This is a genomic window from Parapusillimonas granuli, from assembly GCF_013416525.1.
Classification (GTDB): domain Bacteria; phylum Pseudomonadota; class Gammaproteobacteria; order Burkholderiales; family Burkholderiaceae_B; genus Parapusillimonas; species Parapusillimonas granuli.
Genome location: NZ_JACCEM010000009.1, coordinates 164,099 through 187,312 on the forward strand (window position 1 = coordinate 164,099; position 23,214 = coordinate 187,312).

The window sequence follows — 23,214 nt, forward strand, 5'->3', positions numbered from 1 at the left end:
ATGAGCCTGAAGAACGTACCAGCCGGCACGAAATTGCCGGAAGAGTTTAATGTCATCATCGAAATTCCCATGAACGCGGACCCGGTCAAGTACGAAGTCGACAAGGACTCGGGCGCCGTCTTCGTGGACCGGTTCATGCTGACCGCCATGCATTACCCCTGCAATTACGGCTACATTCCCCAGACCATCTCCGACGACGGCGATCCCGTCGACGTGCTCGTGCTGGCGCCTTTCCCCATACAGGTCGGCGCGGTGATCCGTTCGCGGGCGATCGGCGTCCTGCAGATGGAAGACGAGGCGGGCGGCGATGCCAAGTTGCTGGCGGTGCCGGTGGACAAGCTCTACCCGCCCTATCGTTCCATCAAGACGCCGCAGGACCTGCCCGCTGAAGAGCTGGATCGCATCCAGCATTTCTTCGAGCACTACAAGGACCTGGAAAAAGGCAAGTGGGTGAAGGTCAAGGGCTGGGAAGGCCCCGAGGCCGCCATGAAAGAAATCCGCGACAGCGCCGCGCGCTATGCCGACGGGAGCAAATGACATGAACACCATCATCCCCGCTCATCCGGTGGCCGCCCTGGCGGTCGCGGGCTCCGATGCCGTGTTCCCGGTGCGGCGCGTCTATTGCGTCGGCCGCAACTATGCCGAACACGCCAAGGAAATGGGCTTCACCGGCCGTGAAGATCCTTTCTTCTTCTGCAAGCCGGCCGATGCGCTGCTGAACGTGGCCGACGGCCAGACCGGCACCATGCCGTATCCGCCCAAGACCTCCAATCTCCATTATGAAATCGAACTCGTCGTGGCGCTCGACAAGGGCGGGCGCAATCTGACGCCCGAACAGGCCGCGGACTGCGTCTGGGGCTATGCCGTCGGGCTGGACATGACGCGCCGCGACCTGCAGGGCGAAGCCAAGAAGCTGGGCAGGCCCTGGGAAGTGGGCAAGGGTTTCGATTTTTCCGCCCCCATCGGGCCGCTGCATCCCCGCAAGACGGTCGGCACGGTGTCCTCGGGCGCCATCACGCTCAGCGTCAACGGCGTGCAGAAGCAATCCAGCGATCTGTCGCAAATGATCTGGAACGTGGCGGAATCGCTTTCCTACCTGTCCGGCCTGTTCGAACTCAAGGCGGGCGACATCGTCTTCACCGGCACGCCCGAAGGGGTGGGTCCGGTGGTCGCCGGTGACACCATGGTGGGCGCCGTCGCCGGGCTGGGTGAACTGCGGGTGAAAGTGGGCGAACCCCTCTGACGCCGACGGCCGGCCCCGATGAAGCTGACCCTGCTGGGCACGGGCGATTCGGGCCAGGTGCCGGTGTACAACTGCCGCTGCGCCGCCTGTGAGCGCGCCAGGCGCGACCCGGCATGCCGCCGCGGCCCCGCCTGCGCCTCGATCGAACATCGGGGCGAGCGCTGGCTGCTCGATGCCGGCCTGATGGACCTGGCCGAGCGCTTCCCGCCGGGCAGTTTCAAAGGCTTTCTGCAAACGCATTATCACGCCGACCACGCCCAGGGGCTCTTGCACCTGCGCTGGGGCCGCGATTGCCGGCTGCCCGTGCTGGGGCCGGCCGATCCCCAAGGCTTCGCCGACCTCTACAAGCATCCGGGCATTCTGGACTTCTCGCGCACGCTGACGCCTTTCGAGCCCTTGCGCCTGATGGGGCTGGATGTCACCCCCGTGCCGCTGCGGCATAGCCGGCCGACCCTGGGCTACGTGTTCTCGGACGGCGGCCGGCATTGGGCCTACCTGACCGATACCGCCGGCCTGCCCGGCGACACCTTTGAATTCCTGAAGCGGCTCTCCCTGGAGCTCATGGTGCTGGACTGTTCGTTCGCCCCGCAGGCCCATGCGCCGCGCGGCCACAACGACTTGACGCGCGCCCTGGAAATCATCGACGGGCTGGCGGTCGGCAAAGCGGTGCTCACGCATATCGGCCACGAATTCGACGCCTGGCTGACGGCCAACCAGCAGGCCTTGCCCGCCGAGGTGCTGGTCGGCGCGGACGGCGCGGTGTTCCGCTGACGCGCTTCCCCCGGGTGGCTCTTTCCATCCGCTGACCGCTTTGCCCAACTCGGCATTTGCGAATTTGCCGGCAAGGCGAACGGGGGCACACTGATCCTGAATTTCTTCAGGAGAACATCGTGCCGAAGTCGACGCGTTCGCAAAGCGGACAAGGGATGACCGAATATATCGTGGTGGTGGCCCTGGTCGCCGTGGCCGCCATCGCCGTCTACCAGCAGTTCGGGCAGGTCGTGCGCTCGCAGACCGCCGCCATGGCGAAGGAGCTCGCCGGCGAAGACGGATCCGAGCAATCCCGCATGGCGCAAACCGCGGCCGAAGGCGCCGCGGCCCAGACGGCGGCCAAGACCCTCAAGTCCTTCACCGGCAACGCCGGGGCCGGGCAATGACACGCCCGGCGCGCTCGCCGGCGCCCCGGGGCGCGCCGCCGCCGGGGCCGGGCCAGCAAGGCCAGGCCATGGTACTGGGCATGCTGTTGGCCGGCGTGGCGGCCATCGTCTTCGCCAGGTATTTCTTCGTGGGCCAGGTGACGGCCGCGCGCGCCAAGCAGCTGCACTCTCTCGATGCCGCCGCATACAGCGCCGCGCTGATCCAGGCGCGCAGCCTCAACATGCTGGCCTACGTGAACCGCGCGCACGTGGGGCAGCAGGTCGCCATGGCGCATCTCGTCACGCTGGGCAGCTGGGCCATGCTCGGGGGCACGCAAGCCGGGCAGCTTTCCTCCGGCAACCCGCCCGCCCATCTCATCGGCTTCATGTTCGGCCCCGGCCACGGCGCGGCCTACGCGGCGGCAAGCCGCGCAGCCGGCATGGACGACCTGGCCCGCGAACAAGGGGAATTGGCGCGCGCCTACAAGAATCACGACGCCGCCGTCCGGCAGGTGCTGTCCCGGGTCCAGGAAGACATCGTGCGGGCCCTGCCTTCGGCCCGCGAGGCCGCCTTGCGCCAGGTGCTCGCCGACAACTATTCCATGCGGATCGAGCCGGGCGATTTCGATCTGCGCGTCGACCATGACAACTGGCCCGGCCACGTGCAGAAGTACGCCGGCCACCTGCAGCTGCGCGACCTGGCCGAGCAGGCGGCGGCCCGCTATCGCTTTCTCGACCCGCGCGATCACACCGCGCGCAACCCCTGGGTGGTCGATGCCCGCTGCCCGGGCCTGCGCCATGAACTGCGGCGGCGGGGCCAGACCAGGCTGGACGCCTCGGGCTTGTGGCAGTCCATCGACACCGAATCCTTCCATGCCTTGCGGTCGAACCGCTGGATAGGCTGCTACCACAGATAATATTTGTCAAGTACCTAACCGATTGATTAATAAATAAAAAAGTAGATTGGGTAGGTGCTAGGGTACAAGCCAGGGTACAAGTTCGCGAGGGCTTATACAAGACGCTGCGAAGCTGCTCTTGCATCAACCGATGGGTTATTACCTAATACCCGATTCCGATGGGCTTATGGCTTTTGGATTAGCAACAATAGAGCCTTAACCATCTAGGTGTGAGGTAGTCGCTCGATGGCACCGGCTGGATATCCACCATCTTCCAGGCCGAAGATCCGGGAACCACGCCGGAGAAAACGCAGGCGCAGGACGCTCCGGAGGATGCCGAGCCAACGGCGGATAAGCCTGTCGATGGCGAGACGCTGGCCACGAACATACTGAAGGCGTTCACGATGGGGATCAGAGGGTCACGAAGGGAAATTCTTAATCCAATAGGCCACGCCACACTTATGCCAGTTGTGCATTCCAGAGGTTCTCGTAATCAGCTCCTCTAGACTGGGGGGGAGTCGTAGGTCGTCGAATCAAAACTGGCAAAGGAATGGGCGAATCAACACCGACAACAATGGCCTCGCCTTGCCCCAATGTTGGGAGAAATGCCGCGGCGGAGGCATCCAAATTTCCACAAGCCTTCTCGACAACATTCCTGTCGCGGCCATTGATTAATCTATGTACGATAAACATACCCATTTGGCTCAGCACATCCTCTGGAATATCGCGGGGCCGTTGCGTTGCCAGTACACAAGTCAAACTGTATTTTCGACCTTCCTTTGCAATTAGACCGAAGGCGTCAAGCGGTGTCTTTGAGAACTCGTCACCGATGTTTTTATCCAAAAATTGATGGGCTTCATCGAGTAGAACGACAAGAGGGTTATGGATAAAACGCCCTTGTCTTGCCAAGCGGAGCAGATAGCGTCCAACAGCATTTGCCACAAGCTCTCTGGTGTTGTGCTCGAAGGGCAGGAATTCCATACTGACTCGCAAAACTCGCTTGGTTCCATCTTGCAGAAATCTGTCGATTGATGCGGTAAGGGATTCGTCCAGTCGCTGAGGCTGAAATACGCAAGCAAGGTGCGATGAGCCTACATCGGAGGAAATACGTGATATCAGGGTGGTGCAGAATCCCAGCTCGTTTGCGTTAGCGCCGCCCCACATGCGTTGCCCCCGGTTGCTTGTCGCCCAAACACATTCTTCCTCGATTTGACGGGAAAGGAGTTCAATATTGAATTCCGCACCGATATTCCCTAGTGCAGCACCATGCTGAAGTAGTGCATTCTCAAAAGGAACTTTTGATTGATCTGCCTTCTTTATAAGTCCGTCAATCGCAATCTCAGGGGCTAAATAGGCCAGCTTTAGGCTGCGTATGGCTTCTCTCAGCTTCGGCACTTGAGCACTAGCGCTTGGGCGGAACATTGCAAAAAGATCCGTTTCTGAAAACTGACTGTACGGAAAACTAACGAATCGCCGGGTGTCTCTCGCATCCTCGCGAAGTCCACCAAGGTGGACGTGATCGATGCCGTCCCATTGCCCTCCGTACTCGCCCGTTGCATCAAAAAGTATAGCTTTCCCTCCAAGCCTGGCGATTTCCTCGACAAGATGAGCTAGCGTCCAGCTTTTTCCACCACCAGTCGTCCCCAGTACCGCGCAATGGCGTCCAAAAATATGCGCCGGCGGCATCGAAACACCAGTATTTGGAGCGTGTGGGAATACGGCCAATCGTACTTTTCTTATTTCAGCAAGGTTACTTCCCTCAATTGCCTGTTTTACAAGAAGCGGGTGTGCTGAAAATACATGCTGTCCAATGCGGGGATGCACAGGAACGCCTTTTAGTGCTTTTCCTGTTTCAAGGTCAACTGCGGTGAGTAACTGAATTGCACCGACAGGATGAGGAGATATGCTCTGTTCTGCAGTTGGTTCAACACTGAGGCGGTCGCGCTCAGGAAGCCTGACCTCGATAATTCGACCGAGGATAGCGTGCTCCTCACCTTCAACTAAAACAAATTCACCGACTTGACCGCCAGGCACCGGAAATCCAGCAAAATGCGAGCTGGTGGGTGCGGATGCTAAAGGAAGATTTACCTCTAAACTAGTTGGCCGTACGTGACACACAGTTCCGATATAGCGACTTTGGTCGAATGGTGCAATCGCGAGGAGGCTCATATCTGCTCCGTGCGACGGAGGCGTTCGATGTGCTGCTCCATATCCGACTCGGCCGCCAAGTCAGGGACATATGAAATGAAGTGCTCGAAACCACAGTTTATGAGAGCAAGCCGGGCATCTCCCGTATTGGCTAACTCCTTTATTCGTTTTAGATACCTATTTGTCTCGGCCTCTCCAGGACCATGTTGCTCACAATGTACCCAAGGAGCTAGCCAAGGCCCGACCGCTAAAGTCTTTAGGCTGAGATTCGATCGAAGTGCCGACATGATTGGTTCAGCAAGGTGGTTGTCATTAAAACCGAAACCAACCACTAACAACCCTGTGTTGGGCTCACGAAGTGCGGCCTGAAATGCCGAAATTATTTCCAAGTATGGCTGTTCAAATGCAAGCTCGTATTTCGAGTTTCTTGGGTAAATTAGCAGCGGTTTGTCCGTGCCATGCCACTTGTATATTTCCCCAGTTGCCTCGTCACGTGTCCAGTCAATAGACCCATGCAGCTTGTAGAGATGGAACACGTTTGGGATGAAATCCTGCGTATCGCTTTCCCTTGAGCGACGAACAATGTCATAAGTAAAATGAACCGCATCGAAGGTGGGAGGAGATGTATGCGAAAAGCCGTCTATGATTACGTACCGGCCTTGCCGACCTGCCTCTTCAAAGCATCGATCGTAGTTTGTCGTGAATATTTTTGTACGAGATTTGCGGTTTGTGCGCCGAGCCGCTCGGCGAAGAAACTCTGTATGTACAGGAAGGGCATGGTTAGGCCAAACAAAATTTGTGGCCTCTGCTATTTCTTGCTCGGCCAGTTTTATGAATGAGTTGACCAGTGTGCGCTGCGGGCCTGCGAGGAAGCTCTCGGCCAAGCGGCAGCGAGATAGTAGTGCTTCAATATTGTTTGCCTCGCCGGCATACCCTACGTTTGCAAGCACTTGTTCAAAATTGGCTACTCCAGCAATCGCTGCGTCGTTCACACGAGCAGCGACACGCTCCCAAAGATCCTTCATTGTTGGAGGAGCACCACCGCCGGGGTGTGGATGCACGCACATAGATGTGCCAAGTCCAGAGAGCACGATGAGATTGTTGCACCTGAACAGATCTGAAACGATCCGCCGCGCCTCTTGCGTCCCGGCATCCGGCCTCGGTTCCTCGCCGGGGTTCGGCGGTTGGGGAGCCAGACCTTCAAGCCAGTTGCCTCCAGTATTTGCGCTCAGTACCTTCACGTAGTCTCCCCCAACTCGACAGTGTTTCATCTTAATACACCCAATTACACCACGTGAGCTGTCGTAGGGCGATATGTGTACGAAACAGCCCAGTGTCGCTAGGCTATGTTACGTATGCCAAGATGGACAATCAGTGGCCGTTCCCTAGGAGCTTGCGTTCAGCGTTGAGCCCCACGGCAGTGCTTGCAGTCGAAGAAGTTGTTTTTGTGCGTATGGTTGATCCACCATGTTGGCATAGTCAATTAAACCGCGCAGGTGGCGATAAAGGCCTCCTGCTGAATCGAATCCTCGTGCTTCGAGATGGGCCGTAATTCCCCTTGTTTCAAGATAGTAAAGATGTTGACGCAGACGATCGCGAAATTTCCTGCTAAGACGCGGTTGTTCTTGATCCACTAACAGACCTAGAACAATTTTTCGGGCACCTGGATGAATGACCGCAGTTTTTGCTCGGTTTGGGAAGAGCCCTCGGCGCTTGAGAATAGCAGTGGTTTGTTTGATGACAGCACTAGCTGCTGTTCTGCTAAATTTTCCCTTTGTAGAGAAGGTAATGTCATCACTGTATCGTGTGTAAACGAGCTTTAAAGAATCCGCCAGGTGTTGAAGTTCCTCGTCTATATCTCTCATGGCTAAATTGGCCAGCATCGGGCTTGTAGGGGCTCCCTGTGGCAGTCTGCCAATCAATTGTTCAGAATAATAATCGATGGGTTTTCTAGGAAACTTTGTTTTCCATGGTTTTAATTTATGCTTGGCCGATACTATAGGCAAAATTGTGCATAGCCTTGCCAATTCGAAGGAAACAAGTTTGTTGTAACCTAGCATTTGAAAAACACGAAAAACCTGTATTTCAGTGATGCTTCCGAAGAAGTCAGCAATGTCGATCTTCACTAGCCATGTCGCACCGGCATGCTGTCGTGCGCAATCTGCGATCGAAGATCCAGGTGAGAAAGCGTAGCTTGTAGGGTGCGGTTGAACCTTGTTAAGTACATGCGTCGTCAACCACGATTGGACTTTCATTAACTGCGGGCTGGGTACAGAAATTACCCGCAAACCGCCAGATCTCTTGGTGATACGAAAAGATCTATACGGAGGGTGTCCGGTATTTCTGGCGATAATATCTCGTAAATATTCGTATGAGATTTGCGTCCGACATGCAAGATGACCTAGCGTTAATAGGGTGGGCAGAACAGGGCGCTGCCTTTGCATGCGGGAAATTTGACGGATGGCTTCCATAAGGGCTTTATGGTCGCGACCGCGACGTAAGCCTTCAGCCAAGAAGCGTTGAGGAGACCACGGCATAAGCTACTTCGACTCCGCTTGCGGAGGTACACGCCAGTCGGACCCGAGGCCCCGAAGGATAGGAGGACTGGTGTGTAATTTCGCCAGTGCGAGAGCTGGATCAGAGGACGGCGGAAATCCGCGTCCCAACCAATGCCGAAAACACAGGTCTAGGTAAGCACTAACCATTGCCGTGGCTCTTCAACGCAGTCGGATAGTACTCCTCTTTACCAAGATCCGGAAGCCTGTGAACACGGTGTGTTGAACTTTGGCGTATCCCGCGCAGTTCCGTCATGCCCCGGTCTGTGATGCGTTGATGAGCGGATATCCACCCGGCGCTGATGCAGCGCTCGATCAACTCGATGGCTTCCTTAGCTGACAGTCCCGTGGCATTCGCAACTGTAGTGACACGATTTTTTCCCTTGGAGAATAGCGCGAGCGTCAGAGCCTCTTGATCGGTGAGCGGTCGGTGTGCGTTGGAGGACAATGCCGATGCAAGCCTGCGTTGTCCTGCTTCTATCAGGGTATGCACTGGGTCGCGACGCGCTATTTCGTTGGGGAATGCCGTGCTTACTGATATGTCAACTCGCCTCGAAGGGAACAGTGGTATCCATGTAGGAGTGTTCCTTGAGATTGCCCAAAATATTGCTGGCGCGTTATTGGGGCAGCCATGCTCAAAAACCAGTAACGATTCACTATCGCGAAATCCAAGTGCCCATCGCCCGAGTTTAGCTTGGTGAGCATAATGACGGCAAAACTTCTTGGCATCGTTGATGTACGTATCCTTCCAATGTAGCGCCGTGATGGTAGGGCAGTGGCGAACGATATGGATAAGGGGCTGGGAAGGATGCCGCTGAACATGACGAATGCCCATAGCTGTAGCTGAGTATGCGATAGCCTTAAACTGTATGCGGTTGTACGACCTCCAGGAACGAAGAGATCGAGATTTCCATAGGGCGGACAGATAGTTGGAGCAACGCTGACCGGATCCGACGAAGTCGTCGAGAACGAGTATTGTAGCTACTCGTCTTGCGCGAAGCTCTTCTATTGAGGGGTGGTTGAGAAATTGCGAGGGGTGGCCAAGTGATAGGTTGCGGATAACATTGGCCAATCTGCCTTCACTGCCAATGTCAGCCCCACGTGGAGTAGCATCGATAGAGGTCGTATTGTCCGCAGTATCTAAGCAGACGCTATCATCAATTTCACGCACGCCATATAGTCCAATGGGGCCACGCAGTTCGTGTGCAACCTGATGAACTAAAGAGATTAGGCCGCGTTCGAACTCATTGTGGGAAACTAATGTCAGAGAAGCAGTAAGGTCTCGTGCTATAGGCCTATCTGCTTCATCGAAATTATTGAGCCATTGCTCACCGCGTGCGGTCAGCAATAAGTGACGAGCCGAGACGGGGCCTGATGACACTTCACTTCCTCTCTGATTTATAGTTCATCAAATTCTTCACGTATTGGGCGTGCGTGTTCTTGTAGTCCGTTATTCTCAAGAAGTTTCTCATACTCATCCTCTGGAAGTTTCTTTGTGGAACGCAGCTTATTGATAAGGGGTCCAATTTGAAAGCTGTTGAGAGCTTGGCTGTTACTTGCTGCATTGGTCAGGATTCGGCGAATATGATCAGCCGAGAATTCTCCTGCGACAATGATTAATTCTTTTGCCCATTCATTGGCGTCGTCAAAGGATTTTGACTCTAGATATAACGAAATAAATTTATCCGCAACCTCTTTCGGCATGTCAAAGAAAATCATATCCTTTAGTTCTTTTTTTGATGCCACTGTCACTCGATGACGTGCTTGGATCTGAAGTGGTGAATAATTTAGAAGGAAATCAACTTCATGCAGGTGATCTGAAGGAAGGTTTTGTACGTAGTTTTGTGATTTTTGCCTTATATCTGGGTCGAGAAATTGCCAGGTATCAGGGATGTCTCTAAGGAAGTTGATCGTTGTCTGTAGTTTTTCGTCACCAATAGATCGAAACAGCGCGGATAATTTTTCCTTTAGGGATTTTGCATAGTGATCAGGGTGTAGATACTGAGTGGCTTGAAGTGCAGCAGATATTCTGCGCCGTCGCTTCCAATCAGGATCATCATTTAGAAGCGTCTTCACAAGTACTAAGACTAGGTTCCTCACTAGAGACTCTCGTGGCCTTCCGAGTGGACCAGATGATAATGCAAGTTTTGCTTCCGTTGCTGATGAGGGGAAATATTCAGAGTTTATCTCCTGCAGAAGCCTATCAAGTGCATATTTTCCTTGTATAGGAGGGTGCTGGAGTAAATGCGTTATTGCAGAGTGTAGGTGCAAACGCGCTAGCTCAGCAGAAGGGGTGTAGGCCTGGTTGTCAGAGGTTAGCGATGGATGTGCACAGCGATTTCTGTCGGCCTGTAAACGTTCCAAGTCGATAATTTCTAATGGTGAAATTAATTCGAATTTGTCTTTGGCGAGAATCAGCAGTTCACGCTCAAATTTTAATGCGCGCCCTAAGTCTCCAGAGCTTTGGGTAAGCTCAATATCTTGAATTTGTTTTTCTGCCTCTTTGTCGCCGGCAAGCGCAAGTTCGCGAAGTTTTTCAATTACATCAAAACAGACCGCAACCCATGTTGCTACTATTGCTGAGCGAAACGCACCTGCACGGTAGCTTGCCACAGCTTCCGTAATGTACTGGCGAGCCTTCTCGTCTCTGCAACGAAGAGTTAATTCGTCTAAGTCTTCAAGTGCTGACGCCACGTCGTCTCCAATATTCACCCTGATAAGAGATTGAAAGGTACTTTACCTCACAAATTGTTTCTTGTGGGTTTGGAGCGTAAGGCAGGTTTGGATTTTTTATGATTTGAACGTACCGGAAAAAATAATGCGTACGGTCATGCCGAACTGTGCGACATCATAGTTATGCCAAGGTGATTAGAGGGCAGCTAGGTTACTGTATGGATCGGGGATGATCCGCCGCGCAATGAAATGTCCGATCATCGGTACGCCGGGATAAACCTCGGCCAGCTTGTGCGTCACGGCAACGTAGTGGGCGCCTGTGGTGAGCATGTCGTCGAAGACGAAGATCACGCCTGGCGGCTCGTGCGGTCTGCCACTGGCCGGATCGAAGCTTAGCGTCGAGTACAGTTCGTCGGGTGAGGGACGCTGCGGGCCTTCGTGGCTGGCAGCGTGAACGCCACTGAAGCTCAAGCAATCCCGGATGTCCAGTGCAATGCCGACGTGCTGTGCAAGCTGTTGGAGCATGGTCGCCATCCGCGCGTCGTACATCGGGTTGTCACGCGGCTTGGAGGGTGGAACGGGAATCAGGGCCAAGCGATAGTTTTGATGTATCTCGGCCCACTTCCAGAAGCTGGCAAAGGCCTGTGCGACTTGTTGGATGGCCTGCCGCTTGTATTGCCAGTCCGGTCGGTCTTGGCGATCGAGACTTTTCTTGAAGTTAGCGATGAGCCGGTTCGTGGACGAGTAGTCCCAGCGTTTGCCGTGCGTGTGTTCGTAGGGGGTGTATTCGCCCCAGAAGTAGCACAGCGCGTCGGGCGGGAGATAGCGGTGGTCCGGTCGTTCGAGGTCGCCGACCACCGTCAGGCGCGGCGGCATCCTCATGCGAATTCTTGTGGTGTGCTCTCGAATTCGCGCAGGATGTCGTCGATCTCGCGCACCCGGATGGCGCCGCGCTGCTCGAACTTCGCGGGCCAGGTGATCGATGGATTCTGAAAATTGCTTTCCAGAATGAAGAGCTTGCGGCCTTGGTCCAGAGCGGCGCGTGCCTGCGTCAGCGTGCCGGACGTTTCGCTGGCTTCAACAATGATGGTCGCTTCGGAAAGCGCAGACATCGTCTTGTTGCGCTCGGGAAAGAAGAAGCGGTTGACGTGCGCGCCTTGCGATTTGTAGCGCAAAAGGGGAACCTGGCTGACCAGCAGGAAGTCGTTGGCAATGCGTCGCTGCAACTGCGCATTCTCTTTTGGATAGACCTCGGAGATGGGCGTGCCGATGACAGCGATGGTGCGCCCGCCCGCTTCGATGGCGGTTTGATGGGCGATTGTGTCAACGCCTTGAGCCAGGCCCGAGACGATGGTGAAGTCATGCTCGACCAAGCCTCGTACCAGCTTACGCGTGCGGGCCACGCCTTCGCTGCTGACCTTGCGGGTGCCCACGACGGCCACGCGGCGGGGGGCTTCAGCCAGCTCCCATGAGCCCAGGAAGTACAGCAGTTCGACGGGTTCGACCGCGTCACGCAGTCGGGTAGGGTAGTCGTGCGTGCCGTTGATGCGCAGGCCAAAGCGTTCGATGCCGCGCTTGGAAAAGTGCTGGATGACTTCGTCGGCTGCGTGTTGCGCCGCGTCTTCATCCACCAGGTCGGACGGCAGGCTGCCCGGATTGGCTTGGAATAGTTCGGCCAAGCGCTTGGTGCTGGACTTGGGTTGCTGCCAGAGGTACTCGTACGCACCCATTTCGATACGGGTATCGACAGGTTTGTTTGCAAGTAATTCTGGCCATGGGCTCATGACGTCCGCTCCAATGTTTTCGTCAGTGTATCCCGGGTGTTCTCGTAAGTTCAGCATGGGTATGTTTCGCTGTTTTAATATACAGTATCCATCAGCGGTTGTCATCTTTGAATCGCCGCTGCTGTTTGGCAATCAAGGGAGGGGTTCATCCTCTGTGGGCTCGGCCACGTAGCCGGTGGGATCGTCGATCCACGCTTGCAGGGCTTGGGCAGGCCAGCCGCTGGCCCGGCCTCCCAGCTTGACGGGCGCCGGGAAGCGTCCTGCGGCGATACGCCGATAAAGGGTAGGGCGGCTCAGGGCGGTGATGCGAATCACGTCCTTCATGCGATAGAAAGCAGGCCGAAATCCTGCTGAGACGCTGTCTTGTCTCGATGTAGCCATAACGATCTCCCAAAGTGTCGATATGGCTCTATCATCCAGCAGGCTGCTTGCGGAGCCAACCTGACAGGGCGTAGTCGGGCGTAGCGTAGCCCTTTGCGTGAGGAGGCGGCGGATACGACCGATGCCCAGCGGCAAGGTATCGACTCAACCGCCATGGACGGGTCAGTGTATGGATGAAGATGTGACGTCGTTGCCGGTTTTCCCAAACGCCGTTCTGTCCATCATCGCTTGAAAAATCTGCATGATTGCGGCTTCGCTGGGCTGATTCAGTTCATGGTTGGCAAGTCGTACTGCTGCGGCCAATGCCGCTTGTACGTGTTGATTCACCACGCGCAGCGGTGCTGTCCAGCCAGGGGGAGGGCCGTCAAATAGTGCCAGTGCTTCATCGTTGTCGTCCGTGTGGAACATGAGTATGCCTTCAGGTGCGTTTGCGTGTTCATATCTTCTGTGAAGGCGTAGGGGCTGTCTATTCGTAGTTCTCGCATGGACGAAATGCTCTGCCTCGGTGTTGAGTTCAACCTTGCCGAGGAAGTTGGACGATCTGTCAGCGAAACGAGTAATTAGGTATTACTCGGGGATTACGGGGGATGGTGATATGTCTGGCTGCGGATAAAGAATAGATATGAGCTGGACGACCTTAGCATCAACACAATGTTGAAGTGCTTGCACTGCGTCGATCATTTCAGGAATATTCCAAGGACGTCCCTGGAAACGGAATATCTGCGTGCTTGGATCAAAATGGCGCATTACATTCCGTTCTTTTACACCATATTGTTGATGCGGCACATCCCACGAACCGATGCAATCTTGCCAATAGTCGGGAGCTGCATCGCTGCTGGTTGTCCAACGGTCCAAGCGTTCGTCAAAATGTTCAAGGTCGTCGCGCAATGTGCGGTCGCTGAGCAGGTGGTCATCTGCAGGTAGGTCAAGCAGTAGGCGGAGTGCTTCTGCACGCTGTTTTCGAGCGGACTTTTGTTTGTTACCTGGCCATAGTAAACGTGAAATATTGGCGGTGTGGGTGAGCATGCTGTGAATGTTGCGAAACACCTCAGCAGTCTCCATCGCACCTACTTCAATGGAGTGCATGGGTTCGGACGTCGTCAGCCGTTGGTTCAAAAGGTCGAATGCCTGTCGTGCCATGCGACACTGCGCTTGGACCTCCTGTAGGTAAAGCAGTTTGTGCAAAGAATGCATGGACTCCGTGCCTTGTGTTATCGATCGGTATTTACTGGCGAGATATGTATCTTCGTCTTCAAGTCGATCGTGCCACAGTATATATGGCAGCACCTGAGTTAATTTCTCTCGATCAAAGGGACGTTTTTCTTATTTTTGCGTATCAGTGAAATAAAGGGTTCGTGTTGATATTTAAGTGAACGTCCCCGGCCGAGACATGGCCGGTCGCGCTGTCGTGCTGCGCATCGAGCCAGGCTGTGCGAGTCTCGCCCCATTCGGGCTTTCATCGTTCCCTCGCTTTGCTCGGCTGACGCCTACGGCCCGGCTTCCCAGCTTCGTGCCTGCGCGCTGGCGCTTGCCTGCGGGCGACACCAGATAGCGGCCGTTGCCTGTCCAGCCATCTTTCCTGACTTCATCACCTTGTCCGCGACTGTAGCCCGTGGCCGCGTGCCGTCAAGGCGCGCCAGGCCGTGTCCTCGGCTGCGCCTGCGGGCCGCACCACCCTGACGCTTTTCTCCTTGACGGCCCACGTTCGTGGGCTCCTGACCGTCGCGGGCGATGAACTCTGGAAAGACGGTGGCAACGAGGCCAACCGGGTTCTTCGTGCCGACCGCATATCAAAAGCTCAAAAGCTTGGGCTTCCGAATCTTGGAATCCGGTGTGCGGTGAAAAGCCAAACCCTTTCTTTGTCAGGAGAAATCCCATGCTTGTATCCCGTTTCGGTTCTCTTTCCCCGGTGCTTCGCAGCGACCGCCCACTATCGGACGATCAGATCAGGGCCGTGGTGCCGTCCATCTATGCCGATGCGCCACACGAAAGCCGTTCAGAACGCTATCGCTACATCCCCACGGCGGCGGTACTGACGGAACTACGGAAAGAAGGTTTTCAGCCCTTCATGGTGACGCAGACCCGAGTACGCAACGAAGACCGGCGCGAACACACCAAACACATGATTCGCCTGCGCCATGCCAATCAGGTCAATGACAGCATCGCCAACGAGATTATTTTGCTCAATTCCCACGATGGAACGAGCAGTTATCAGATGCTGGCCGGTGCCTTCCGGTTTGTGTGCAGCAATGGGCTGGTGTGCGGCGACACCGTGGCCGATGTTCGCATCCCGCATAAAGGTGACATTACAGGCCAAGTCATCGAAGGCGCTTATGAAGTGCTGGACGGTTTCGAGCGGGTACAGGAATCCCGCGAAGCCATGCAGGCCGTGACGCTGGACGAGGGCGAAGCCGAGATCTTCGCCCGCGCCGCGCTGGCCCTGAAATACGACGACCCCGACAAGCCCGCGCCCATCACGGAAAGCCAGATTCTGATGCCGCGCCGCTATGACGACCGGCGCCCCGATCTGTGGATGGCGTTTAACCGGGTGCAAGAAAACCTCACCAAAGGCGGTTTGCGTGGCCGCAGCGCCAATGGTCGCCGCCAGAGCACCCGGGCGGTGCAAGGCATTGATTCCGACATTCGTCTGAACCGTTCCCTGTGGCTGCTGGCCGAGGGTATGCGCCAGTTGAAAGCCTGATTTCCCTTACGCGGCAGGGGCGGGCAGCCAGCCTTGCCGCGCTTTTCATGGCTGCACTGCAAAACCTCAAGGAGTTTTCACCATGAACGCGATCCATCAAACCGAAACCCAAGCCATCGACACCGCTACGCAGGAAATCGCCGCCCCGGCGCAAAACCTGATTGTCGTGCCACTGTCGCAGCTTCGCGCTTCCAAGCGCAATGTACGCAAGATCAAACAGTCTATTGATGCCCTGGCCGAGAGCATCGCCCGCGTGGGGCTGCTGCAAAACCTGACCGTCATTCTGGCCCGCGACGGCGAGCATTACGAAGTCGTGGCCGGTGGTCGCAGGCTCGACGCGCTCAAGCTGCTGGCAAAGACCCGCCGCATTCCGAAGGATTGGGCGGTGCCGTGCCTGCTGGTGGCCGACGCCAGCGCCCGCACCGTCAGCCTGACGGAAAACGTGCAGCGCGAAGCCATGCATCCCGCAGACCAGTTTGAAGCATTCGCGGCACTGGTGGCCGAAGGCCGACCCATCGAAGACATTGCGGCTGATTTCAGCGTGACCCCGCTGGTGGTGCAGCGCCGTTTGAAGCTGGCGAATGTGTCGCGGCGTCTGCTGGCCGATTATCGTGCCGATGCCGTGACCCTTGAACAGTTGATGGCGCTTGCCATCACGGATGACCATGCGGCGCAGGAGGCAGCGTTCTATGAAGCACCCGAATGGCAACGCCAGCCGCACGCTTTGCGTGATCGGCTGACCGAGCGGGAGATCGACGCCGGCCATGCGCTGGTGCGTTTCGTGGGGCTGGACGCCTACGAAGCCGCAGGCGGCGGCATTCGCCGTGATCTGTTCGCGCAGGATGATAGCGGCGTGTATGTGACCGATGTGGCGCTGTTGGAAACGCTGGTACGCCAAAAGTTGGAAGAACACGCGGCCACCGTGAAAGCCGAGGGGTGGGCATGGGTGGATGCCACGCCCGCCGCCACCTATGCCGATCTACAAGCCTTCCAACGCGCCCCGCGTGAGCGGCGCAACCCTACCAAGCGGGAAAGCGATCGCATGGACAAGCTGGAAACCAAAATGCAGGCCATTGGTGAAGCGATTGACGCCGCATTGGAAGATGACGACGAGGAAAAGGCCGATGCCTTGCAGGAGGAAGGTGATAGCATGGGCGAACAATTGCAGGCGCTGGAAGATCGCTTGCTGGATTACGCCCCGAACGTCAAAGCCGCCGCCGGTGCCATCATCACGCTGGACAGGCAAGGTCAGATTGTCGTGCATCGCGGCCTGATGCGTGAAGCCGAAGCGAAGGCGCTGCGCACCTTGGAGCGATTGCGGCAGGGGTTCAGCGGCGAGGACGAAGCGCACGGAGACAACGCGGATGACGGCCAGCCCAAGGCTGCCGCCATGTCCGACCGGCTGGCGCAACGCTTGAGCGCCCACCGCACCGCCGCGCTGCAAATCGAACTGGCGCGGAACCCGCACGCCGCCCTGACTGCTGTGGTGCATGGCATGGTGCAGGCGGTCTTGCAACGTGACCGATACCATCGCGATGGCTTGCTGCTGGAGATGCGCCTGACTGTGCAAAACCGGCTGGAAAGCCTGGCCCCGGACTGGCCGGAATCTCCCGCCGCCGTGGCGCTGGCCGAACTGCAAAAGGCTGTGGGCGAGGACTTGCCGCAGGACAGCGCCGACCTGTTCGCCGTTTTACTGGCCACGCCGCAAGATGCACTGGTGCGGCTGCTGGCGGTGTGCGCGGCGGCAAGCGTGGATGTCATCACACCTCGCGCTACGGCGCAGCAACCGTGTGCGATGCTGGCGCAGGCCGTGGGGCTGGACATGGCGGCATGGTGGCAGCCGACTGCCGAGGGTTATTTCAAGCATGTATCCAAGGCCGTGATTCTGGATGCTGTGGGCGAGTTCGCGCCCGATCAGGTTTCCCGGCTGGCGAAGCTAAAAAAAACCGACCTTGCCAGCGAAGCCGAACGGCTGGTGGCCGGGTCGGGGTGGATGCCCGTGATTTTCCGGGTGGAAGCCCCGCAGGATGCGGCAGCAGATGAAGGCGGTGCAATCGTCGAGGATACCGGCACGCTGAACGAAGCGGCTGATGCCGTCGCTGCAGAACCTTGACGAGCAACCAGTGCCCCGGTTTCAGCCAGGGCGCTGGCTGTTTATGAGTTCATTTCGCACCGTCCCCATGTCCTTCTTCCATGGGGGGACGGTGGTCAAAATCCGGGCGCTGCATGGCCGCGCCCGGTGCCAACAGCCAAAGTAAAGAACCAAATCAGCCGGTCGCCGCTCACAGGACAAGCGGCGACCGGAGTATGTGACACATGTGGGCCTGGGGGGGCGGACGGCCATCGCTGCGCTGGACAATTAGCAGCCGATCCAGGCGCAAAGCACAGAATGACAAGGGCTGTCATAAAGTCTTCATCTCTTATGCACAGGCTTGCTCACAGAATCTGTGGATAAATCCGTGCGTGTCGGCGCACGCGCCGCCGGGCTTTCGGGCTGCGCCCCGTGCCGCCCTTGCCGTCACGGCCATTCGGCTTCAATCCCTCACGCCTTCGCGCCGGGGCGCTGCCCGCTTCGCTTGCACGTTGCGCGATTCGCAACGACTACAGTCTGGCTGCGTTTCACGCAGAGGATGTCAACGCAAACCCCAGTGACACAGTGGGGGCTGTTTTGCTTCCGGTCATTGTGTCATGCCGTTCTTATTTTCAAGGGCGGCGCGTCGCCGTGGGCGCCGCTTGCGGCCGCTGGCCGTCTTCGACCCTTGAAACCTGCGCTGCGCCATGCCTTCGGGTTCCGGGCAATCCCGCCCTGAACACTGGAGAGCATCATGAACAACACCATCGCCGCACTAAGTTATGACAACATGGATGAGGCATGCACCCTGTATGTGCGCAGTCCCAGCGGCCGCTACAAGCTGGCCAGCGACGAGCAGATTCTGGCGGCGGGCCGCACGGCTGCGGAAAGTCTGGTTTCCCGATCCTCGCCGGTCGATCAGCCGACCAAGGTGAAGCAGTTTTTTCAGGCCAAATTGGCCGGGCTGGGCCACGAATGCGCGGCTTTCCTTTATCTGGACTCACGTTTCAAGCCGATTCGCTATATCGAGCAGGGGCCGGGGACGTTGAGCCAGGCCAGTGTCTATCCCCGCGAGATCGTGAAAACGGCGCTGCGACTGAACGCCGCCGCGCTCATCATGGCGCATAACCATCCGTCGGGTTCAACCGAGCCAAGCATGGCTGACCTGAACCTGACCAAACATCTGAAAAATGCGCTGGTGCTGATAGATGTGCGGCTACTCGATCATGTCATCGTGACGGCGGCCAGCACGGTCTCACTGGCAGAGCAGGGGCAGATGTAAAGCCCCGACAACAGCACAGGGCGTTACGTCCTGTGCTGTTGTCAGATAGGCAGAGTCAGGCGCTTGCAGCTTTTATATGGCGCCCCTCTGAATGGCGGCGCGGGTCACGCTACGCCTAGGCTTGCTGGCGCAGGTTGCACGCAAGCGTGCCGTCCTCGATGCTGGCGGTTGTTTGTCTGGACATCACAAGGGGCGGTTCACCGACACACCGCCCAACCTAGTTTATGGAGCTTGCACACCGCGCTTTCAAAGACAGCGCCGCAGCGTGCGGCGGGGATGTTTCCGCCCAACATTGGCAGCCTGATGTTTGCCCGCATCATGGCGCTTGCCGGTCGAGCCTGTGTGTGGCAAAACCGAGTCTGCCATTTCTCCTTGCAGGACGGTCGGCCTGTACGTCCTTGTCTTGTCGTGAATCCTGGCGGGGGACGGCAAGCCTTGGGCTGATTGGCCGCAACCGTCCAGCACAAACAATTTCCCCTGCGCTGCACGCATTCCTCGCGAGGCAAATTCTTTGTGCTTCCCGGCCCTCCACGCTGTTACGGCCGCTGGTGCGGTGCGGCCAGCCCACCCCCGCCGACCGGATCACAACAAGGACGCACTGGCGCGACCTTGATTTACTGAAAGGAGTATCACCATGGCTACCATCGGCACCTTCACCGCAGATACCAACGGCTACACCGGCACCTTGCGCACCCTGACGCTTAACGTCAAGGTCAAGCTGGTCGCCAACGACAAGGGCGAAAACGGCAAAGCCCCCGACTTCCGTCTGCAGGCCGCTGGCAATGACATCGGCGCGGCGTGGAAGAAAACCAGCGAAGCCGGGCGGGAATACCTGTCGGTGACGCTGGATGACCCCTCGTTCCCGGCCACCGTCTACGCTCGCCTGATCGAAGGCGAGGATGGCACGCATGATCTGCTGTGGACGCGCAGCAAGCCGCACACGGCTTAACCCACTACGCCCCGCCTTTTGGCGGGGCGCATCCACGCAAAGGCCCATGGCGGCACAGCCCCGACAGGCCTTATGGTTAGGCCTTACCTTCGGTAAGCTGGGTTTCTGTCTGGGTCATGAGCACTGCCGTGCTGCATTCCAGCGCTGCGGCGATCTTGAAGATAATCGCCAGCGTGGGCATATGCTCGCCGCGCTCGATCTTGCCCAGGTGGGAGCGTTCAATGCCCGCGAGGTTCGCAAGCATTTCCTGGGCGATACCGCGTTCCGTGCGCAGCGCACGCACTGCGGCGCCGAAGGCCTTGGCCAGTTCGGCATCAAAGGTGGTGGCGCCGGGTGGCCGGCCGCGCTGTACGGGTCGCTTCTGCATAGACAGAAGCGTGTTTCAGCGGCACAATTAAAACCACGTTATCTTTAACTCATTCATTGAGATTTTGTCTTTTTCTTGTGTAATTAATGAAATCCGTAAGTGTGGATTCCCTTAAAAGCGGAGAATCACAATCGTGCGTTTCATGGTTTGCGCATAAGCGGCATTACGATTGCCCGCTTTTACGGATTCGAGAAAAACCGCTTTCGGGGCTTTGTACGAACGCGCGAAGATAAATCGGCGGCTTTACGCTTTGGTAGAACACACGTGAACCATCCACTCATCACCGACGAAGAGCACGCACAATTGCTTGCCCACGGCCAGGCACGCGCCGCAGGCCAGCACATCGACCCGCCGCCCGTGGTGCGGATCTTCACGCCGGACGCCCATGCAACCTGGCTGCTGGTTAGCCTTGACCCGCAAGATGGCGATACGGCCTATGGCCTGATCGACTTGGGGATAGGCATGCCGGAGCTGGGAACGGTGCAACTTTCCGCTTTGGCGTCCATCGTCGGCCCGCGTAAGCAGCCCGTGATGCGTGACCGCTATTTCTTGGCTGTGCGTCCGTTATCGGAATATGTTCGCCTAGCGCAAGAAAACGGTTCGATCACGGATTGAAATCGGTGGCTGCGATCAAAACGCGCAGTCCATCTAATCAAGGCGCATCAAGACCATTTCAGTCATATTCAAGATCGGTACGGTCTGAATCTTGGGCCTTGCATAAATACACGATGGTTCAGACTTAAACAGTCATGATCTTTTGCACGATATGCGTCAGGGTGAGGGATGCTACTTACTGATTTTTCAGTGGCGTCGACATCGCATTCTGATTGCCAGCGCAAGGGTTAAGACCCAATCTGACTTGATATTTTCAGTTTCATTTGATGCGATTGGTAGTTAAATATTAACGTATTGAAACTGAGCTGTGTGCATTTTGCGATGAGGCGGCCCTGCTGAATTAAAAAGGGGGGTTGCGTCATGGCTGATTCGCACGCCAGACACTGGCATCCGACCGCCGCGTATTTGTACGTTCTGCATCTGGACGGCTTGGCACTCGCTTGGGAGTACCTGCGCCGCCATCCCGATTACTGGCAAGACTGGGTATGCCGTCCCCAACGGCCAGACGCTGCGCAGCACTGGGGGCTGCGCCTGCTGGAAGACCCCGCCCTGGATGCGCGTGAGGCGCATCCCATCTGGTTCCCCGATGCCCAGGGCGTTCATCTTTACCCGGATGTCGACTCCATACCGGGTGTCACGCTGTTCACGCTGTGGCGCATCCCGGGCGAAAAATCCCTGATTCACGATGGCGTGCGCTTGGTGCTTCGGGTGCGCTGGCTGGGTGGCTGCCTGCGGCTTGCGCTCGCTCCTGGCCTGGCCGACGGCATGGCCTACGTCTACGCCGTGCGCGCCGGCACCGACCTCCTGGCGCACGCACAAGCGCTCGCGCTGGAATTGAACAAGCTGTCCCTGACCAGCGACGCCATTCCCAATGCTGTCGTGCGGCCCCGGCCCGCCTTGTCGGCCTTGCAGGAGATGCACACTTTGCAGGCGCTTGATGCCACACTGGCGGGGGCATCCTTGCGCGACATCGCCGAAGGGCTGTTTGGCCCCAAGGCGGTGGCCCGCGATTGGCATGCCGACGGCGCTTTACGCGCCCGCATGCGTCGCCTGGTGCGCCGGGGCGAAACGCTGATGCGTGGCGGCTACCGCCGCCTGGCACAGCTTCCCAAGCCGATACAGGGACGTTCTTCACCCCCTGAAAAACGTCCCTGAGCAGGTCGCCCGACTTTGTTGAGACTGTCTGCATCCGGCCTCGCTATGTGGCCGGGCGCTCTCAACCGATGGAGACTCATCCCATGCGACCAGCACCCTTACGGCCTGCCGCCGTTTCAGCCACTGCGCCCGCGCAGCCCCAACGTTACCTCACCAACGACGAAGCCGCCGACTACCTGCGGTTGTCGCCGCGCACGCTGGAAAAGCAGCGCGTGATCGGCGGCGGCCCAAAGTTTCGCAAGTTCGGGCGGCGCGTCATGTACGCCGTGGCAGACCTCGATGCCTGGGCCGATGCGCGTAGCTATGAGGCCACCTCCGACCCGGAGTACGCCGAACGCCATGCAGGTGATTATCGTGACGGCCGCTGATCGTCTGCACGCTATCGGTCATCAAAATGTCTCGTCCGTCCGCCGCGCAGCGACCGCCGCAGCAGGAGCAGCTTGCGCTGTTCCGTGCCTTGCCCGGCGATATGGCGCCGCGCGATGCCCAGGATTTGATGGCTTATCCCTTTTTCTCGCTGGCAAAGTCGCGGCGCGTTGCGCCCATCGACTTTCGCAGCGGCAACATCACCATCCGTGTGGAAGGCACCGCCGAACATGGTATTGCCACGATTTGGGATGCCGACATCCTGATCTGGGCTGCGTCGCAGATCGTGCAGGCGCGAGACGCTGGTGTTCAGCCCTCACGATGGATACGCGCCACGCCTTACGAAATCCTGCGCTTTATCGGGCGTGGCACTTCCTTGCGCGACTACCAGCGCCTGAAAGCGGCGCTAGACCGCTTGCAATCAACCAGCGTGGCGACCTCCATCCGCCAAACCACGGGGCGGCGGCTGCATCGGTTTTCTTGGATCAACGAGTGGAAGGAGCTGGCCGATGCCGGCGGCAAGCCGCTGGGCATCGAACTTATCTTGCCGGACTGGTTTTATGCGGGGGTGCTCGATGCGGCTCTGGTGCTGACCATCGATCCGGCGTACTTCCGCCTGACCGGCGGTATCGAACGCTGGCTGTACCGTCTAGTGCGCAAGCACGGCGGCAAGCAGGCGGACGGTTGGCGCTTCGATTTTCACTACTTGCACCAGAAGTCCGGCAGTACCGCCAAGCCCGCCGACTTTGCCTGCGATCTGCGCGCTCTGGTGGCAAAGCAGTCATTGCCTGGCTACGTGTTGGGTATCGAGCTGCTGCCGGACGAGGGCCGCGAACGGCTGACCTTCCGACCGGTGCCGTCCACGGCACGGGGATAAGTTTGTGGAAAAGCT

24 protein-coding genes are annotated in these 23,214 nt (G+C 57.6%); 13 read left to right on the forward strand and 11 right to left on the reverse strand.

From position 1 onward, the window contains the following. The 5 genes from ppa to H0A72_RS17020 all read left to right on the forward strand — a co-directional run bounded on the left by ppa (position 1) and on the right by H0A72_RS17020 (position 3,296). Positions 1-537: an inorganic diphosphatase gene (gene ppa, locus H0A72_RS17000; protein WP_180157494.1), complete on the forward strand. Its 537-nt coding sequence runs from the start codon at positions 1-3 to the stop codon at positions 535-537. A 1-nt stretch (position 538) separates the two neighbouring features. Further along, complete coding sequence (locus H0A72_RS17005) at positions 539-1,243, forward strand: fumarylacetoacetate hydrolase family protein (protein WP_180157495.1); 705 nt, start codon at positions 539-541, stop codon at positions 1,241-1,243. Between the two features lie 18 nt (positions 1,244-1,261). Continuing rightward, on the forward strand, positions 1,262-2,014 hold the full coding sequence (phnP, locus tag H0A72_RS17010; RefSeq protein WP_180157497.1) for a phosphonate metabolism protein PhnP: 753 nt from the start codon (positions 1,262-1,264) through the stop codon (positions 2,012-2,014). Positions 2,015-2,169: 155 nt separating this feature from the next. After that, complete coding sequence (locus H0A72_RS17015; protein ID WP_180157658.1) at positions 2,170-2,400, forward strand: hypothetical protein; 231 nt, start codon at positions 2,170-2,172, stop codon at positions 2,398-2,400. Continuing rightward, positions 2,397-3,296, forward strand: a complete 900-nt coding sequence (locus H0A72_RS17020; protein WP_180157499.1) for a hypothetical protein — start codon at positions 2,397-2,399, stop codon at positions 3,294-3,296. Before H0A72_RS17015 ends, H0A72_RS17020 begins: the two co-directional genes overlap by 4 nt. 438 nt (positions 3,297-3,734) lie before the next feature. On the opposite strand, the gene H0A72_RS17025 is transcribed toward H0A72_RS17020, so the two are convergent. The 10 genes from H0A72_RS17025 to H0A72_RS17070 form a co-directional block, all read right to left on the reverse strand. Next, entirely contained in the window at positions 3,735-5,444 is a 1,710-nt protein-coding gene (locus tag H0A72_RS17025) for an ATP-binding protein (RefSeq protein ID WP_180157501.1), read from the reverse strand. Next, positions 5,441-6,664 carry an SIR2 family protein gene (locus H0A72_RS17030; protein ID WP_343060253.1) on the reverse strand — a complete coding sequence of 408 codons (1,224 nt, stop codon included), beginning with the start codon at positions 6,662-6,664 and terminating at the stop codon, positions 5,441-5,443. The genes H0A72_RS17025 and H0A72_RS17030 overlap by 4 nt, the downstream gene beginning before the upstream one ends. 144 nt (positions 6,665-6,808) lie before the next feature. Next, complete coding sequence (locus tag H0A72_RS17035; protein ID WP_180157505.1) at positions 6,809-7,960, reverse strand: reverse transcriptase family protein; 1,152 nt, start codon at positions 7,958-7,960, stop codon at positions 6,809-6,811. A 160-nt stretch (positions 7,961-8,120) separates the two neighbouring features. Beyond that, the gene (locus tag H0A72_RS17040) at positions 8,121-9,359 is read right to left on the reverse strand and encodes a phosphoribosyltransferase-like protein (RefSeq protein ID WP_180157507.1); all 1,239 of its coding nucleotides are present in this window, start codon (positions 9,357-9,359) and stop codon (positions 8,121-8,123) included. A 17-nt stretch (positions 9,360-9,376) separates the two neighbouring features. After that, entirely contained in the window at positions 9,377-10,672 is a 1,296-nt protein-coding gene (locus H0A72_RS17045; protein ID WP_180157509.1) for a hypothetical protein, read from the reverse strand. 174 nt (positions 10,673-10,846) lie between these two features. Continuing rightward, on the reverse strand, positions 10,847-11,533 hold the full coding sequence (locus tag H0A72_RS17050) for a hypothetical protein (RefSeq protein WP_180157510.1): 687 nt from the start codon (positions 11,531-11,533) through the stop codon (positions 10,847-10,849). Next, a complete protein-coding gene (locus tag H0A72_RS17055) occupies positions 11,530-12,435 on the reverse strand; it encodes a DNA-processing protein DprA (RefSeq protein ID WP_180157512.1) in 906 nt (301 codons plus the stop codon). Before H0A72_RS17055 ends, H0A72_RS17050 begins: the two co-directional genes overlap by 4 nt. Before the next feature lie 132 nt (positions 12,436-12,567). Then, positions 12,568-12,816 carry a helix-turn-helix transcriptional regulator gene (locus tag H0A72_RS17060; RefSeq protein ID WP_180157514.1) on the reverse strand — a complete coding sequence of 83 codons (249 nt, stop codon included), beginning with the start codon at positions 12,814-12,816 and terminating at the stop codon, positions 12,568-12,570. Between the two features lie 162 nt (positions 12,817-12,978). After that, a complete protein-coding gene (locus H0A72_RS17065; RefSeq protein ID WP_180157516.1) occupies positions 12,979-13,224 on the reverse strand; it encodes a hypothetical protein in 246 nt (81 codons plus the stop codon). Between the two features lie 159 nt (positions 13,225-13,383). Then, complete coding sequence (locus H0A72_RS17070) at positions 13,384-13,956, reverse strand: hypothetical protein (RefSeq protein WP_180157518.1); 573 nt, start codon at positions 13,954-13,956, stop codon at positions 13,384-13,386. 736 nt (positions 13,957-14,692) lie between these two features. Here H0A72_RS17070 and H0A72_RS17075 point away from each other — a divergent pair. From H0A72_RS17075 to H0A72_RS17090, 4 genes are all read left to right on the forward strand, one after another. After that, the gene (locus H0A72_RS17075) at positions 14,693-15,517 is read left to right on the forward strand and encodes a DUF932 domain-containing protein (protein ID WP_180157520.1); all 825 of its coding nucleotides are present in this window, start codon (positions 14,693-14,695) and stop codon (positions 15,515-15,517) included. Positions 15,518-15,599: 82 nt separating this feature from the next. After that, a complete protein-coding gene (locus H0A72_RS17080; protein ID WP_180157522.1) occupies positions 15,600-17,630 on the forward strand; it encodes a ParB/RepB/Spo0J family partition protein in 2,031 nt (676 codons plus the stop codon). Positions 17,631-18,342: 712 nt separating this feature from the next. Then, positions 18,343-18,870, forward strand: a complete 528-nt coding sequence (locus H0A72_RS17085; protein ID WP_218953367.1) for a JAB domain-containing protein — start codon at positions 18,343-18,345, stop codon at positions 18,868-18,870. A gap of 634 nt (positions 18,871-19,504) precedes the next feature. Further along, on the forward strand, positions 19,505-19,819 hold the full coding sequence (locus H0A72_RS17090) for a DUF736 domain-containing protein (RefSeq protein WP_180157524.1): 315 nt from the start codon (positions 19,505-19,507) through the stop codon (positions 19,817-19,819). Between the two features lie 76 nt (positions 19,820-19,895). Here H0A72_RS17090 and H0A72_RS17095 read toward each other — a convergent pair whose 3' ends face one another. Continuing rightward, on the reverse strand, positions 19,896-20,186 hold the full coding sequence (locus tag H0A72_RS17095) for a helix-turn-helix domain-containing protein (protein WP_180157526.1): 291 nt from the start codon (positions 20,184-20,186) through the stop codon (positions 19,896-19,898). Between the two features lie 264 nt (positions 20,187-20,450). Here H0A72_RS17095 and H0A72_RS17100 point away from each other — a divergent pair, with 264 nt between their 5' ends. The 4 genes from H0A72_RS17100 (at position 20,451) to H0A72_RS17115 (ending at position 23,199) form a co-directional block, all read left to right on the forward strand. Continuing rightward, complete coding sequence (locus H0A72_RS17100) at positions 20,451-20,801, forward strand: DUF2958 domain-containing protein (protein WP_180157662.1); 351 nt, start codon at positions 20,451-20,453, stop codon at positions 20,799-20,801. A gap of 360 nt (positions 20,802-21,161) precedes the next feature. After that, positions 21,162-21,956 (forward strand): DNA -binding domain-containing protein, encoded by a 795-nt coding sequence (locus tag H0A72_RS17105; RefSeq protein WP_180157528.1) that lies wholly within the window; start codon positions 21,162-21,164, stop codon positions 21,954-21,956. Positions 21,957-22,039: 83 nt separating this feature from the next. Further along, a complete protein-coding gene (locus H0A72_RS17110) occupies positions 22,040-22,324 on the forward strand; it encodes a helix-turn-helix transcriptional regulator (RefSeq protein WP_180157530.1) in 285 nt (94 codons plus the stop codon). Between the two features lie 26 nt (positions 22,325-22,350). Continuing rightward, a complete protein-coding gene (locus tag H0A72_RS17115) occupies positions 22,351-23,199 on the forward strand; it encodes a replication initiator protein A (protein WP_180157532.1) in 849 nt (282 codons plus the stop codon). The last annotated feature ends 15 nt before the right edge of the window (positions 23,200-23,214 follow it).